At 48.1% G+C, this 14,888-nt stretch carries 12 protein-coding genes; 1 reads left to right on the top strand and 11 read right to left on the bottom strand.

Going from position 1 to position 14,888, the window contains the following annotated elements; translation table 11 throughout:
* Positions 1-225: 225 nt before the first annotated feature.
* From H5985_RS07415 to rpsU, 9 genes are all read right to left on the bottom strand, one after another.
* Entirely contained in the window at positions 226-1,506 is a 1,281-nt protein-coding gene (locus H5985_RS07415) for a M20/M25/M40 family metallo-hydrolase (protein WP_205050675.1), read from the bottom strand.
* A 113-nt stretch (positions 1,507-1,619) separates the two neighbouring features.
* Positions 1,620-2,552 carry an electron transfer flavoprotein subunit alpha/FixB family protein gene (locus H5985_RS07410; RefSeq protein WP_205050674.1) on the bottom strand — a complete coding sequence of 311 codons (933 nt, stop codon included), beginning with the start codon at positions 2,550-2,552 and terminating at the stop codon, positions 1,620-1,622.
* 11 nt (positions 2,553-2,563) lie between these two features.
* Positions 2,564-3,313: an electron transfer flavoprotein subunit beta/FixA family protein gene (locus tag H5985_RS07405; RefSeq protein ID WP_205050673.1), complete on the bottom strand. Its 750-nt coding sequence runs from the start codon at positions 3,311-3,313 to the stop codon at positions 2,564-2,566.
* A gap of 62 nt (positions 3,314-3,375) precedes the next feature.
* Positions 3,376-4,398, bottom strand: coding sequence for a tRNA dihydrouridine(20/20a) synthase DusA (gene dusA / locus H5985_RS07400; protein WP_205050678.1), 1,023 nt, complete (start codon positions 4,396-4,398; stop codon positions 3,376-3,378).
* A gap of 63 nt (positions 4,399-4,461) precedes the next feature.
* Complete coding sequence (gene rpoD / locus H5985_RS07395; RefSeq protein ID WP_205050672.1) at positions 4,462-6,621, bottom strand: RNA polymerase sigma factor RpoD; 2,160 nt, start codon at positions 6,619-6,621, stop codon at positions 4,462-4,464.
* A gap of 445 nt (positions 6,622-7,066) precedes the next feature.
* On the bottom strand, positions 7,067-9,115 hold the full coding sequence (rpoD, locus tag H5985_RS07390) for an RNA polymerase sigma factor RpoD (protein ID WP_205050671.1): 2,049 nt from the start codon (positions 9,113-9,115) through the stop codon (positions 7,067-7,069).
* A gap of 201 nt (positions 9,116-9,316) precedes the next feature.
* On the bottom strand, positions 9,317-11,221 hold the full coding sequence (gene dnaG / locus H5985_RS07385; RefSeq protein ID WP_275096586.1) for a DNA primase: 1,905 nt from the start codon (positions 11,219-11,221) through the stop codon (positions 9,317-9,319).
* Between the two features lie 12 nt (positions 11,222-11,233).
* Positions 11,234-11,680: a GatB/YqeY domain-containing protein gene (locus H5985_RS07380; RefSeq protein WP_205050669.1), complete on the bottom strand. Its 447-nt coding sequence runs from the start codon at positions 11,678-11,680 to the stop codon at positions 11,234-11,236.
* 141 nt (positions 11,681-11,821) lie between these two features.
* Positions 11,822-12,034 (bottom strand): 30S ribosomal protein S21, encoded by a 213-nt coding sequence (rpsU, locus tag H5985_RS07375; protein ID WP_022472342.1) that lies wholly within the window; start codon positions 12,032-12,034, stop codon positions 11,822-11,824.
* Positions 12,035-12,237: 203 nt separating this feature from the next.
* Here rpsU and tsaD point away from each other — a divergent pair, with 203 nt between their 5' ends.
* Positions 12,238-13,287: a tRNA (adenosine(37)-N6)-threonylcarbamoyltransferase complex transferase subunit TsaD gene (tsaD, locus tag H5985_RS07370; protein ID WP_205050668.1), complete on the top strand. Its 1,050-nt coding sequence runs from the start codon at positions 12,238-12,240 to the stop codon at positions 13,285-13,287.
* A 69-nt stretch (positions 13,288-13,356) separates the two neighbouring features.
* Here the strand turns inward: tsaD and H5985_RS07365 are convergent, their stop codons facing one another.
* Together H5985_RS07365 and ispH are read right to left on the bottom strand one after the other, a co-directional pair.
* On the bottom strand, positions 13,357-13,851 hold the full coding sequence (locus H5985_RS07365) for an aminoacyl-tRNA deacylase (RefSeq protein WP_205050667.1): 495 nt from the start codon (positions 13,849-13,851) through the stop codon (positions 13,357-13,359).
* Positions 13,852-13,881: 30 nt separating this feature from the next.
* Positions 13,882-14,799 (bottom strand): 4-hydroxy-3-methylbut-2-enyl diphosphate reductase, encoded by a 918-nt coding sequence (gene ispH, locus H5985_RS07360; RefSeq protein ID WP_205050666.1) that lies wholly within the window; start codon positions 14,797-14,799, stop codon positions 13,882-13,884.
* Positions 14,800-14,888: the final 89 nt, after the last annotated feature.

Genomic DNA, 14,888 nt, shown 5'->3' with positions numbered 1-14,888 from the left:
GCTTCGTGAGCAACGGATTGCGTATTTTAACCCGCGTTTTCCCTTTGTCAAGCCCTTTTTCAATTATTTCTTCTGACGCCTCTTTCCCCTTTTTCCAACTCTTTGATTACTTTGTCTTTCCTATACAACACTCACTTTCGCAATAAATCGAAGCCCGACAAAAATTAACTTTTGTCGAGCTTCATTTTGGCTTTACAGCCACACATACCGATTTTATCAACCGTCTTATTGCTTCTTAGCAATTAAAAGTGCCTTTTGTCCTTCAACACCAACAAGCATACACGCTGCTAAAAAGACGAGTTGCGGTCCCTTGTAACTATCGCGATCAACAAAATATTCATCTAACGTGTGGAACTTCTCGGATAATCCACCCGAACCTAAACATGCAGCAGGAATATTCTTGCTGATCGGTGCGTTAGCATCCGTTGCAGAAGGTCCGTATTGAGTTAACTCGATTCCCAACACTTTTTGTGCACTTAAAGCACATTGAATGATAGGACATCCCCCGTCACGAGAACCTGCCGGTCGATCGCCGATCTGTGTCTTGGTTAACGTCAGCATCTTTTCCGGATCAGTGATACCCCAACGCTTATTTTCTTCCTCAACCCCGGCATCCAAAGCTTCAAAAATTTGCGCTTCGAGTTTAAGCAATTCATCGTTGGAAATACTCCGAATATCAATGTCGACTTCACAGTGAGGCGCGATCGTATTGACGGACGTTCCGCCTTTAATCGTACCGATATTGAAAGTTGTATACGGTTCTGAGGGCGGGACCAGATGATCAATCAAATGACCGGCGTGGCACATGGCATGAATGGCACTCGGAATTTGGCTGAAATCCATAAAGCTGTGACCACCCTTACCGTCTATTGATACGCGCCAACGATGGCACCCCACTCCACCGTTCACCACAACGCCTTCAGAGAAGGAGTCAATCGCGATGTACCCATCAACCTGTCGATCGCCTTTAACAATGAATTTCGCTCCGCGAATATCACCGTTACCTTCTTCACCGACGGTCCCGACAAATAAGATGTCACCTTCGGTTTTTATATCGGCTTCATTAAAGCAACGAATCAATTGCAATAAGGCACGGCACCCACTTGTGTTATCCCCGATTCCGGGAGCATAGTACGTATCACCTTCACGGCGTACTTTTACATCGGTTCCCATCGGAAAAACTGTGTCCATATGAGCATCAATTACCAATACCGGGCCGTTTCCTGTCCCTTTGCGAACACCGACTACATTACCGATTTCATCAATACTGACATCTGTTAATCCGTATTGTTCCATACGGCGTGCAATTTCTTTAGCACGCGTGGCTTCTTCGAACGTTGGTGAGGCAATTTCGCAGAGTTCAACCTGTTCTTGCATCGCAAAACTTGCCTGATCCTTGGCTATTTGCAAACCTTTCTGAATCTTAGGATCGGTGGCAAGGACCTTCATGGCCTGCAGTACGGATTCATTGATGGAAGGAATTTCGGGATGAAGACTGTCAGACATTCGTTTCTCCTTTTCGGAAAATTAACGCACAGTCTTTAATTTAACACGACAACAGGATCGTTTCTTGAATTTTTTAGGGCGGTCTTTCAAACCGATACAGACCGCCCCAGTGTTTAGTTACTCAGTTCTTTCAGTAAAGCCTCAATACCGGCTTTGGCATCCATAACCAATCCGTAATCGGCGACTTCAAAGATCGCAGCCTCCGGGTCATTATTGATTGCAACCACCACTTTGGCATCCTTGATGCCGGCAATATGTTGCATAGCCCCGGAAATGCCGATAGCAATGTAGAGGTCAGGAGCAATGATTTTTCCCGTTTGTCCGACTTGCCAATCATTGGGACAAAGTCCCATATCAACGACAGCACGCGTTGCACCGATTGCAGCACCCAAACGATCAGCCAGTTGTGCAAGCTTTTTAAAACCTTCCTCATCTTCAAGGCCTCGGCCGCCCGCCACCACTATGCGCGCACTCTGTAAGGCCGGGCGATCGGTTTTAACGGCTTCGAAACTGACCTTGCGGGTTTTCATTGTTTCGGGGAACGGTTTATTAACCACAATTTCTGCATTCCCGTCGTTTCCGCACGGATCAAAAGCCGTTGCCCGCACGCTGGCCACAACAACCGGTTCTTCATCTTTGAGAGTTACGTCAATACTGCCGGCAAAAATCGGACGTACATACGTTTGGGCATCCAGCACAGCTGTCACATCTGACAATGGAGCCACGTCTAAAAGTGCAGCCACACGAGGCATTACACTCTTACCCATAGAGCTGGCTTCAAAGAACACATGGCTGTAACCTTGCTCTTTCACAAGTGCCACAACCGCTTTGGATAACGATTCCGTCAAAATGTTTTCGCCGCTATCGGGGTTGACAAAAACCTTTTCCACACCGCTGAGCACCTTGGCAGCTTCCTGAGCCTTCGGAGCCTGTCCCAAAAGAAGAAGATCCACCGAACCGGCCGCCTTTAAAGCTGCACTGACTAAAGAAGCCGACGTCGGCTTCATACCACTGGCATTAACTTCACCAATTACTAAAGCTCGCATGACTTTCTCCCTTAGAGTACTTTGGCTTCGGTTTGAAGTTTATTAATCAGTTCGGCAACAGATCCTAAAATCTGACCGTTTTTTTCTTTCTTCGGCATACTGTAGCTCACCGGTTTGAGTCGATGGGCCGTGTCAATTCCCAAGCTCGACACATCAATTGTTTCCACCGGTTTTTTCTTCGCTTTCATCATGTTAGGCAAAGTGACATAACGCGGTTCTGCCAATCGCAAGTCAGCAGTCACGACAGCCGGCAATTTCACCGCAACGGTTTGCACACCTCCGTCCACTTCTCGTGTCACAAGCGCTTCACTGCTGTCGGTGATCTCCAATTTGGATGCAAAACTTGCCTGAGGGATATTGCAATAGGTTGCCAACATCTGCCCCACTTGGTTGGCATCGTTGTCAATTGCCTGTTTACCGACGATCACCAAATCAGGATTTTCTTTTTCGACAATCTTTTGCAAAATTTTTGCCACCTGCAAAGGCTGAATCAATGCCTCACTGACAACATGAATACCTCTATCGGCTCCCATTGCCATCGCTACACGCAGTGTATCCAGGCTTTTTTGAGCTCCGATTGTCACAGCGACCACTTCAGAGGCGATGCCTTTTTCTTTTAATTGCACCGCACATTCGGTAGCGATTTCATCAAAAGGATTAATCGACATTTTCACTGAGGCGGTATCCGGTTCACCGGCTTCATTCAGACGAACCTTTACGTTGTAATCAACAACCCGCTTTACAGCAACCAATACTTTCATATCACACCTGATCAAGCTTAATTAAAAATTTTCAGATTCCGCTCATTATATCGGGCAAAACTTCAGAATTCGTCATCATCCCGACGATCATCTGTCAACCGTTCACCCCAACCCGCACTGGCAAATGCCGTTTTCAAAATTTCTGTTCCACTTTCTGCGAAAGCTGCTGGATCTGAAAGAGTGCGGCGGTAGAAACGAGCTCCAGCCAACCCCTGAAGCAAACCGATCATTGCCTTAGCCGTGGCACGCGGTACATGACTGTCCTTGGGCGTTTCTCTTCGTAAGTACTCAGTCATAATTTCAATCAACTCCTCACGTGTAGGCACCGGATGCATATCAGCAAACAATCGAGCATCCACATCACTGAGCACCCAAGGCGTCTTATAGGCCGCACGGCCCATCATTACACCATCGACTTTTTCCAGCAACTCTTCGGCCAATTCCAATGTATCGACCTGCCCATTAATCACAATGGAAGCCGATGGGAAATCTTTCTTCAGAGCAAAGGCCACTTCGCGCTTCAGAGGCGGTACTTCACGATTTTCTTTCGGACTCAAACCTTTGAGCCAAGCATTGCGGGTATGCACAATGAACGTTCGAACGCCGGCCTCATAAAGCCTACCCACGAAATCACGCACAAAAGCGTAATCTTCGATTTTGTCAATTCCGATCCGATGCTTCACCGTCACGTCAATATCCACGGCATCCATCATTGCTTTGCAACAATCGGCGACAAGTTTAGGCTCGGCCATCAGGCACGCACCGAACGATCCCCTCTGAACACGTTCGCTGGGGCAGCCGCAATTGAGATTGATTTCGTCATAACCCCAATCCTGAGCGATCTTTGCACACTTGGCCAAATCGGCGCAGTCACTTCCTCCCAATTGCAGGGCTACCGGATGTTCTTCCTCGTTGAAGTTCAGGTGTCTTGCCTTATCACCATAAATAATGGCGCCCGTAGTCACCATTTCGGTATACAGTCGTGCATGTTTGGATAATTGACGATGGAAGTACCGACAATGTCTGTCGGTCCAGTCAAGCATCGGCGCCACACAAAAGCGCCACGGATTCATTTCGGTTGTCATATTTTCGAAAAAGGCCACTCGTACCTTCCGATATGAGTGGCCTGAAGATAAACGGATTAGCGGTTAATGAGTCTGAACATAGTCACGAAGTCGTTCAGCAAAGTCAGGGCTGCGCAACTTACGGATAGCAGCACTTTCAATCTGACGCACACGTTCACGTGTCAGTCCCATGGAGCGACCCACTTCTTCGAGCGTGTGATCGTGGCTCGTGCCGATACCGTAACGCAAGCGCAAAACCGTGGCTTCGCGATCAGTCAAACGATCGAGAGACTTTTTGATCTCTTCTTCCATGGCTGTCACCATGAAGCGGCGTTGCGGATCCTGTTCCTCGTCACCACGAACAAAGTCAAGTTTCGTTGCATCTTCATCGTCACCGATCGGAGCATCAATCGATTCCACACCACGCATAGCCTGAATCAGCAATTGCACCTTAGGCAACGGCACGCCGGACAACTCAGCCAACTCGTTATCCGAAGGTTGCTTACCATGTTCTTGCAGATACTTCTGCTTGATGCGACGAATCTTGTTGTAGGACTCCGTCATGTGCACCGGAATACGAATGGTATTACCGTAATCGGCAACAGCACGCGTCACAGCCTGGCGCACCCACCAGGTTGCGTAGGTGGAGAACTTGTAGCCGCGACGATATTCAAATTTATCCACCGCCTTCATCAAACCGAGGTTACCCTCTTGAATCAGGTCAGGCATGGCCAAACCGCGATTGACATAGCCCTTGGCAATAGAAATCACCAAACGAAGGTTTGCCTCAATCATCTTGGCTTTTGCCTTTGAAAGGCTGGCCTGTGCAACTGTCATGCTACGGTGCAGATCACGCTGTTCGGCAATCGGCAAACTTGCCTCTTCCTGCAACCCCAACAAACGAGCCTGCAACTCTTCAAACACACCACGGTGATTGGCCAGTGCCACAGACCAGGGCTGCCCGGCGGCCACTTCATCGTCAAACCACTGACGGTCGCAGCAACGTTCGGTAAATCCCTTCACGAAGTGTTCTTGCGACATGTGGGCTTTATTAACCATCACATCGCGCATGGCATACATCGTGTCGGTAACCTTGGACATGTGTTCAGCGAGAATATCAGCCAAATGACTGACAGTCTTCACCGAGAAACGAACGATAGACAATTCATCGGCAATGTTCTGGCGAGCTCGCTCAAAGTCCTTGCTCTTTGCGGGATCACCGAAGCTCTCACGCATCTTTTCAAGGTATCCCTTGAGACGATCGAACATTTCCAGAGCACGTTCTTTCATTTCTTCGAGCTGCTCAACCGTCATAGCTGCAGCACCGATGTCGGTATTCAGATCGCCGCTGTCGTCCTGAATTTCCTCGCCGGCAACATCCGTGAAACCGTCAATCACATTGTCAATGGTTTCCGTGTTTTCACGAACTTTTTCAGCCAAATTGAGCAATTCTTGAATGGAGAGCGGAGACATCAACACCACCTGCACCAATCGGGCACGGTGTTGTTCGATGCTCTTGGCCACTTCAATCTCACCCTCACGGGTCAATAATTTATGGCTGCCCACTCCTCGCAAATAAGCTCGCAAGGGATCCTTGGAAAGACCGGCGCTTTCTTCAGGCGTCAGAATGGTTGCGGCGTCTTCTTCATCGATATCATCATCGACCGTCGCCTGCTGTTCGGCCAACATCGCCACCGTGTCTTCATCGGGCGTGTGATCAAACACCTGCACACCGAAGCGTCCCAAACCGAGCGTAATTTCGGTTAAGGCATCCTCTGAACGCAGTGCGCTTTCAGGCAACAAGTCATTGATTTCCGCAATCGTCACCCAACCGCGAGAACGACCGAATCGAACCAACTGACGGTAACCGTTTTCAGCACCTTCTTCCTGTTCAGCCGGAGCGGGCATCAGATCAGCCAAAGGATCGCTCTTTTTCCGACCGCCTTTTCGCTTTTCGATCTTGGGCTCTTTTTCAATAAACTCATCCCCAAAATCATCGTCAGAGAGTTCCTCTGCCTCTTCGATCTCTTCCTCGAGCTCCTCTTCATCGAGCTCTTCTTGAGCATATTCATCATCATCGAGAGGCAGATCGCCCTTGAGACTAATCTTCAACTTGTCATGTGAATGCAACCATTGATTCAGATCTTCATCTGCGGAAGAATCTTTTTCAAAATCCTCGGCAACTTCAGCCGCCTTCACGGATTTTTTAGAAGTGGTTGCTTTTTCGACAGTCGCTTTCTTCATAATCTTGCAAAATACTCAGTCAATGTCATCGGTCAGAAAAATTAACCGCATAAGTCAAAAAGGAAATCACGAAATTCTCTTTTCGGAACAATAGTCCCCGAGGTATGTCATCAACACACACCTATCAAACATTCATTTCAGAAATTTCGCGCTCCTAGCCTTTGCCCCACGCAAGAACTTTTTCTCCAACCGGTGTGATGCACACAGCTCACACTCACGTTGATTATCTAATTGTTGCAACAGTCGTGAAAATTATCGGCTATAGGCATACAATTAGACCCGAATTTACAAATGGCAGTCGGCTTCGGGGCTAGAATAAAATAAGAAAAGACCAGATTCGTCATAGACGAAGGGCCACCAAACCGCTGCGAACTTATTAAGATACACTAGAACAGTTAAGCCTGTGTAAAAACTTACACAGGCTTTTTCGTTTATTTGATTTATATCAAAACTTTTTGGTCGAATCTTGGTCTAAGAATCCACGTAATTTATTGGCCCGACTCGGGTGTCGAAGTTTTCTCAACGCCTTGGCCTCAATCTGACGAATACGTTCACGAGTGACCACAAATTGGCGTCCCAACTCTTCGAGCGTGTGTTCCGTATTGGTATCAATACCATAACGCAACATCAGAACTTTGGCTTCCCGAGGTGACAGTGAAGCCAATACTTCGTGAACAACCTGCTTGAGATCATCACTTTCAGCCTTTTCAAGCGGACTTTGCGTACTTTTATCTTCTATAAAGTCGACTAAGTGTGAATCTTCCTCGTCTCCAACCGGAGAGTCAATCGAAACCGGCTCGCGCCGGGCACGCATAATCGTTCGCACCCGCTGTTCACTCAATCCGACTTGATCAGCCAAATACGCATAAGTAGGCTCACGCCCATATTCCTGCTGATACTGACGCGACAGGCGTGTAATTTTATTGAGCGTTTCAACCATGTGCACCGGAATCCGGATCGTTCGTCCCTGATCCGCTAATGCACGGGTGATGGATTGACGAATCCACCAAGTGGCGTATGTAGAGAATTTATAACCACGACGATATTCGAATTTATCGACTGCCTTCATTAAACCCAGGTTACCTTCCTGGATTAAATCCAAGAACTGAAGACCTCGATTCAAATAATGTTTAGCAATGGATATCACCAAGCGCAAGTTTGCATTAACCATCTCTTGCTTGGCTTCATGAACCATCTGTTCGGCTTGGCACATTTGCGTATAAAGCGTGCGCATACGCGTGGCCGGCAAACGAACTTTGGCAGAAAATTCCTTGTACTTTTGCTGAACCAGCAATATCGAGTCCAGATTTTTCTCAAGCGCCAGAGCATAGGGCACATCCGTTCCTACTCGAGTTTTAATGGCCTCAGCCGTAAAGCCTTCATCTTTGAAGAGATGACCGAATTCGGCTCTTGGCATACCGACAACATCGACCAAGAGACGACGTGCGTCTTGTTCTATGCGTTTAACGGTTTCTGCTTCATCGTGAAGGAGGTCAGAGAGCGTACGGACAGTTGCCGAGGTAAACCGCACCTTCATCAACTGCTCTTTAACTGCAAATTCCAGCTGTCGATACTCGTCACTGTTGACATCGAGCGTCTGCATGCAGTCATAATAACCTTTGCACGTTTCCAAAATATCGAGTGTGGTGTCTTTCAGTACCTTAAGCTGCTCACTGCTCATTGCCGAGGCACCGATGGCGATTTCCTGGACATCATCGTCGTCTTCCTCATCGTACTCAGGCATTTCTTCTTCGCTGATCGGCTGCTCTACCGGATCGGAATCAGTCACACCGTCGACAATGGCTTCCACATTCACCTCGTCGGCTCTCAATGTGTCTGCCATGTCAATCAATGCTTTCAATGCTGAGGGACTGTCGGCGATCGCTTCCATCATCGCCTGGAATCCGTTTTCCACGCGACGAGCAATGGATATTTCTTCTTCTCGGGTCAAAAGTGCCACTGCACCCATCTCCCGCGTATACATGGTCATGGGATCGGAGGTTCTGGCGACATCGCTTTCAACCAAAGATAAAACATCCTCATCATCTTCGTCTTCTTCCTGGACTAAAGACAATGGAGAGTCATTGAGCAAAATTTCGTCTTCGGCAGGCGGCTCTTCGAGAATTTGGATGCCTAAAAAGCTGAAAGCATGCTCAAGCTTGGTGATCGCCTCTTCTTCGTCCTCAATTTGCTCAGGAACCACTTCGGACAACTGAGCATAGGTCACGAATCCCTTTTGCTTGGCTTGGACAATGAGACTGCGAAGCTTTTGCAATCGCATCTCGCTCGCCCCATTTTGATAGACCTGCTCAAGAGTCTTTTTCAAACGCTGTTTTTTGCGGTTGGCTGTACTGACCTTGGGTAAAGTTTTAAGGTCTGGGGATTGAATCTGAATCGGTTGATCAAAAAGAATATTGATCGTGGCTTCAGCTGAAGGGGCCGAAGACACTGTGAGCGGTTCGCTTTTGGACGACTTTTTCTTTCGAGTAGCCATACACACACTCTATTGCTTCGTCCGAAATAAAACTCGGACGGGAAAAAGCTTAGGGAGAATCTGGGGTTTTGCGATTTTTTTCCGCAAATCACGTTCTCAAAGTTCGTCAATACAACAATCTTTATTTTTAGAACGGTTTTGCGATTATACGGCGTTTAAGAATCGAATGCGGGGGTTAAACCTAGGGGTTTAGCCTAAATGTTAACTGTTTAAACGATTACTCAAAACGAAATCAACGGCTTGTGTACTTTCATCAACCAAAGAGCGATGAATATCCTGACGACGCCTAAAAAGTCTCTCTAAATAACCTGTTTCAACCATCTCACCTTGCTCTTCAAGAGCCAGAATTTCCGAAATCTTGGCATCCAACTGAGCTTTTTCCAACTTCAGGAATGCACACTTAATTTCGTACTCTGCCACCTCAGGCGGTGTCTGAAGCACCTCCTCCTGGGAGACCAATTCAGCCACGCGCTCATACAGCGGATCTCCCTGCATGAATGACAAAAGGTACCCCGTGGTTAACTGCGACTGCTCAAACCCTTCCCCTTTGGAATGATCCTGAGCCAGATGCCACAACCGTACGATGGCTTCCTCCCATTCATCAACAGTATCGAGCATTTCATACTCAATCTGATCGGAATACTTCAAAAGCCATGCCGGATGAGTGACAAAACACTGAAGCAAGCGCCTTTTAATATTTGTAAAGAGCGGGCCGGTCGTCACGGGACGAACAGGACGTCTGTAGCGTTCACCTTGTCTGGTGTCTCGTCCGTAGCCCTGGGACTGGGCGGGTTTGGCCGTTTGCGGCACTTCCAATAACGTCACGCCACACAAAGCGGCGAGCTCTCCCGGATCCATTCGTACGGCAGAAGACAATTCCTGCACCAAGAGCTGTCGCAGTGCCTGAGCACTCATGCGTTGCAAAAGCGGCTTGGCTACGGCGATGGCTCGAGCCCGATCTTCTGCAGTACGAAGTCCTCTGCCTTGAGAGACTTCCCGAACGATGTCCATCACGAAAAATTTTGAGAGCGGATACGCCCCCCGAAGTTGGGCTTCAAATGCTTCTGGTCCCTGAGATTTAATCAGGCTATCCGGATCTTCGTCCTGAGGTAAGAGAACAAAGTGAGCCGTCTGCGTATCGGTGATGATCGATAACGTCGATTCCATTGCACGCCGAGCGGCTTTAAAACCGGCCGCATCACCGTCAAAAGAGAAATAAACGTGATCGGAGAGCTGGAACAGTTTTTTGACATGTTCCGGAGTAATGGAGGTTCCGAGGGCAGCAACGGTCTCCAAAAAACCTGCCTGGGACATTTGGATGACATCCATGTACCCTTCGCAGACAATCGCCCGTCCTTTTTTGTGAATGGCCTCTCGCGCTTCAAACAAGCCGTAGAGTTCCTGACTCTTATGGTAAACAGGCGTTTCAGGAGAGTTGAGATACTTCGGCTCTTCGCCTGCAACCATGGTTCTGGCACCGAAACCGATCACTTGTCCCCGCGGATTACGAATAGGGTACATCACCCGGCTTCTGAAGCGATCGTACCGATGTCCGTCCTTGGCGATCACCAGACCGGATTCTTCCAACTTCGGATCATCGTAGGCTTTGTCTTTAAAAATTTCCTGCAGTCCCTGCCATCCGTCCGGAGACAGACCGAGCTGAAATTTATTGACGGTTTCTTCGGTAATACCGCGCCCCTTCAAATACTCAATCGCATGAAGGTCGTGAAAGAGGTTTTGGTGATAAAAATCGGCTGCCTGAGCCAGATAGTCTGTTAAAGTTTTGGCCCTTGCTTGCCGAACTTTAGCCTGTCGATCTTCAGGCACTTCCATGCCGAGATCGTCTGCCAATTCTTTAATGGCCTCTGGAAAACTCAATCCCTTGAACTTCATTAAAAAGGTGATGGCCGTGCCGTGCTCACCGCAGCCGAAACACTTAAAAAACTGTTTGCTCGGATTCACGGCAAAAGACGGTGTCTTTTCCTTGTGGAAAGGACAACAGGCCATCCAGTTGCTTCCCTTATGTTGCAACTTCACATACCGACCGATCACCTGAACGATATCGGTACGGGACAAAACCTCTTCAATAAAGCTCTCGGGAATCATGCGGCGGAAAAATTAAGCGGTCAGTTTTTGCTTAATCAAAGCGGAAACTTTCCCCATGTCTGCACGACCGGTCAATTTCGGCTTGACGGCACCCATCACCTTACCCATTGCAGCCATACCGCTTGCACCGAGCGTGGCAATCGCTTCATCAATGATGGCTTGAATTTCTTCTTCTGTTAAAGGCTTAGGCAAATAGGTGGACAACACATCAATTTCAGCTTGTTCCTTATCGGCCAGATCCTGACGATTAGCGGCGGTGTATTGCTCGATCGAGTCATGACGTTGCTTGACGAGCTTGGCGATGATTGAAATGATCTCTGCATCACCGCACTGAATCCGTTCGTCAACTTCTTTTTGCTTGATGGCAGCCATCAATAAACGAATGGCACCCAAACGCGAGGCATCATGAGCCTTCATTGCGGCCTTCATATCGGCCATGATCTGTTCTTTAATCGTCATTTCCCTATCCTTCAAAAAAAACGCGTGCAACCACTCCTTCAAACCAGAGCTTTGCACGCGTGATCTCGGCTTTAAGCACAAAGCTCAAGCCCGGACGGCCCCTTCGCGTTATCGGACCGTCTACTCAATGCGGTCCGAGAATTAGTAGAGCTTCTTCGGCAACATTTGGCTGCGCAAGCGCTTGTAGTGACGCTTGATGGCAGCAGCCTTCTTACGCTTACGTTCGGCCGTGGGCTTTTCATAGAACTCACGAGCACGCAATTCGGTCAAAAGACCGCTCTTTTCAATGGTACGCTTGAAACGGCGAAGAGCGGTTTCAAACGGTTCGTTTTCTTTAACACGAATAGTGGGCATCAGGCACCTTACCTGTCAATAAAAAAGGTTACGGTAATGTTTTACCGATCTGATCAGAGCATACGATCCTCTTTCGAAACGTATACACGACCTCCGAAAGTTCCGTATTTTCGCATAAAATACGCCTAAAAGGAAATAATCCTTTAATTTTTTTCTCATTTTTCTGGAAAAATCAGTCTAACTGACTGATTCTTTTGATATTTATGCTTATTCTCGGTTTGGAGTCCTCTTGCGACGAAACGGGCGTTGCCCTGATTGACAACGAAAAAGGTTTGCTTGCGCATGCCGTGCACACTCAAATTGATATGCACCGCCTGTACGGGGGCGTTGTACCGGAGTTAGCCAGTCGCGATCACATTCGTCGCGTGATTCCCCTCATCGAGCAGGTACTGGAGGAGGCCGGAAAAAAGAAAGAAGATTTAGACGCCATTGCTGTCACGCAAGGCCCGGGACTGGCCGGTGCGCTTTTGGTCGGTGTAAGCGTAGCTCATGCGCTGGCTTTTGCTTTGGACATTCCGGTTATCGGCATCCACCATATGGAAGGTCACCTCTTAGCCAACCTTCTGGCTGACCCCGCCCCGACATTCCCCTTCATTGCGCTTTTGGTTTCAGGCGGTCACACTCAAATTATGAAAGTGAACTGTTTCGGTGACTATGAGCTTTTAGGCGATACGCTCGATGATGCTGTCGGCGAAGCTTTTGATAAGACCGCACAGTTACTCGGTATGTGCTATCCGGGCGGTCCTGCCGTCAGCGCATTGGCTGAAAAAGGTACTTCGGGTGCAATCGATTTACCCCGACCAATGATTCACTCTCCTAATTTGGACATGAGTTTTTCGGGATTAAAAACCGCTGTACTCACCGCTGTAAAAAATGCTGAAAATCCTGACGATGAGACATTCCGAGCCAATCTGGCCCGTGCTTTTGTTGATGCTGTTGTGGATGTTTTAGCGGCCAAAGTGGTCAAAGCCATGAAACAGGAAAAGATGAAAACGCTTGTTGTGGCCGGTGGCGTCAGTGCCAATAAACAACTCAGAAACCGCTTGGTTTACGAAATGAGAAAAAGAGGCATGCAGGTGTTCTTCCCGCCCATCAAACTGTGCACGGACAACGGCGCCATGATTGCCACGGCGGGACTGGAACGCATCAAACATATGTCTGACGAAGACATTAACCGGCACTTCAAAAACCTGAAATTCGGCGTCAAACCCCGCTGGCGCTTAAAAGAAGCGGCAGCAGACATTGTGGGCTGAATTTTTGCGAAGAAAGCTTTCTCAACTTTCTTCGCAAAATTTAACGACTCCGGATTGTTGAGTCAATCACTATTCATCCGCGTTTGCACAATCAACAGGTTTTGCCCCCAACTCATTGACTAAGACTGCGGGATTAATTTTTACGATAAATCCGCGTCGACCACCGTTGATGTAAATCTCGGGTAAATCCAAAATTGTTTTTTGAACATAAATCGGCATGCGCTTTCGGGTTCCGAAAGGTGAGGTGCCGCCGACTTGATAGCCGCTGTTTCTTTGTGCTTGTTCAGGCTTACAGGGCGCAATATGTTTAACCCCGATTTGGCGAGCCAGATTCTTGGTACTGACTTCGCAATCGCCGTGCATCAAAATAACAAGCGGTTTAGCGTGTTCATCTTCCATAATCAGAGTTTTGACTACAGTGTGATGATCCAGTCCGAAGGCTGCAGCCACCACTGCCGTTCCGCCATGGTCAACGTACTCGTAAGAAAGCGGCTCAAACGTGACTTTATGCTGTTTTAACCAATCGGTTGCAGGCGTTGCACTTTGGTGTTTTTCTTTAGCCATCTCAATCCTTTCTTAAATTCGAGAAATTTATTAGAGTCCTGCGGGCAACGGAAATGCAATGCGATCAGGCACTCCGGGCATGGTCTCAACCGATGTGGCACCGTTTGCTTTGAGGTATTCAACCACCCCCTGAACCAAATGTTCAGGCGCAGAAGCGCCGGCAGTCAACCCGACCCTTTGAACCCCCTCAAACCAAGAAGGTTCAATATCCTCCACGCTGTCAATTAAAAATGCCCTCACGCCTTCTCTTTGGGCTTTATCACGCAGGCGACGAGAGTTTGAACTGGTACTTGAACCGATCACCAACACCAAATCCACTTCTGCGGCCAGTTTCTTGACCGCCTCCTGCCTGCTTTGCGTGGCATAACAGATGTCTGCGCTCGATAATGAACGGATGCTGGGAAACTTCGATTTCAACCGTGCAATCACTTCTTTTGTTTCATCCGTTGAAAGCGTGGTCTGCGTCACATAGCCGACTTTGTCGGGATTGGGCAACTGAAGTGCGTCCACTTCCTCATCTGAACAAACCCGGTAAATATTGTCTTTGACCTGACCCATTGTACCTTCCACTTCCGCGTGTCCTTTGTGCCCGATCACAATCACACTCAGGCCGTCGTTGTGCATCTTGATGACTTCCCGATGAACCTTCATGACCAGTGGGCAGGTGGCATCAAAAATACGAATGTCGCGCGTCGCAGCATAATCCTTTACCTTTTGAGGTACGCCGTGAGCCGACAAAATGGCTGTTGCGCCATCGGGCACTTCACTTAAATGGTCTACAAAAATTGCCCCTTTTGCTTTCAATTCATTAACAACTGTCTTGTTGTGGACTATTTCGTGGCGAACGTAAATAGGACGTCCGTAGACCGCAAGTGCTTTTTCTACGATAGCAATTGCACGATTGACCCCCGCGCAAAACCCCCGAGGCTGAGCTAATAAAACCTGCATAACGATTCCTTAAGATGTATTTTCAGAAGTCTACCGTTTCAAACGGTTTCTTTCGAGTACAACTGTCAAATATTGGAGAATTTTTCGCT

The organism is Parasutterella secunda, assembly GCF_016901835.1.
In the GTDB taxonomy this organism is placed as follows: Bacteria; Pseudomonadota; Gammaproteobacteria; order Burkholderiales; family Burkholderiaceae_F; genus Aphodousia; species Aphodousia faecavium.
The sequence above is the reverse complement of the archived record's forward strand: the minus strand, read 5'-3'. Positions and strand labels throughout refer to the sequence as shown.

What these genes read in the sequence shown, in the direction of transcription:
- H5985_RS07365 (WP_205050667.1), bottom strand. Translation starts at nt 13,851, where the DNA reads ATGGCTAAAGAAAAACACCAAAGTGCAACGCCTGCAACCGATTGGTTA.
- dusA (WP_205050678.1), bottom strand. Translation starts at nt 4,398, where the DNA reads ATGACAACCGAAATGAATCCGTGGCGCTTTTGTGTGGCGCCGATGCTT.
- H5985_RS07410 (WP_205050674.1), bottom strand. Translation starts at nt 2,552, where the DNA reads ATGCGAGCTTTAGTAATTGGTGAAGTTAATGCCAGTGGTATGAAGCCG.
- H5985_RS07405 (WP_205050673.1), bottom strand. Translation starts at nt 3,313, where the DNA reads ATGAAAGTATTGGTTGCTGTAAAGCGGGTTGTTGATTACAACGTAAAG.
- ispH (WP_205050666.1), bottom strand. Translation starts at nt 14,799, where the DNA reads ATGCAGGTTTTATTAGCTCAGCCTCGGGGGTTTTGCGCGGGGGTCAAT.
- rpsU (WP_022472342.1), bottom strand. Translation starts at nt 12,034, where the DNA reads ATGCCCACTATTCGTGTTAAAGAAAACGAACCGTTTGAAACCGCTCTT.
- dnaG (WP_275096586.1), bottom strand. Translation starts at nt 11,221, where the DNA reads ATGATTCCCGAGAGCTTTATTGAAGAGGTTTTGTCCCGTACCGATATC.
- H5985_RS07415 (WP_205050675.1), bottom strand. Translation starts at nt 1,506, where the DNA reads ATGTCTGACAGTCTTCATCCCGAAATTCCTTCCATCAATGAATCCGTA.
- H5985_RS07380 (WP_205050669.1), bottom strand. Translation starts at nt 11,680, where the DNA reads ATGACGATTAAAGAACAGATCATGGCCGATATGAAGGCCGCAATGAAG.
- rpoD (WP_205050672.1), bottom strand. Translation starts at nt 6,621, where the DNA reads ATGAAGAAAGCGACTGTCGAAAAAGCAACCACTTCTAAAAAATCCGTG.
- tsaD (WP_205050668.1), top strand. Translation starts at nt 12,238, where the DNA reads ATGCTTATTCTCGGTTTGGAGTCCTCTTGCGACGAAACGGGCGTTGCC.
- rpoD (WP_205050671.1), bottom strand. Translation starts at nt 9,115, where the DNA reads ATGGCTACTCGAAAGAAAAAGTCGTCCAAAAGCGAACCGCTCACAGTG.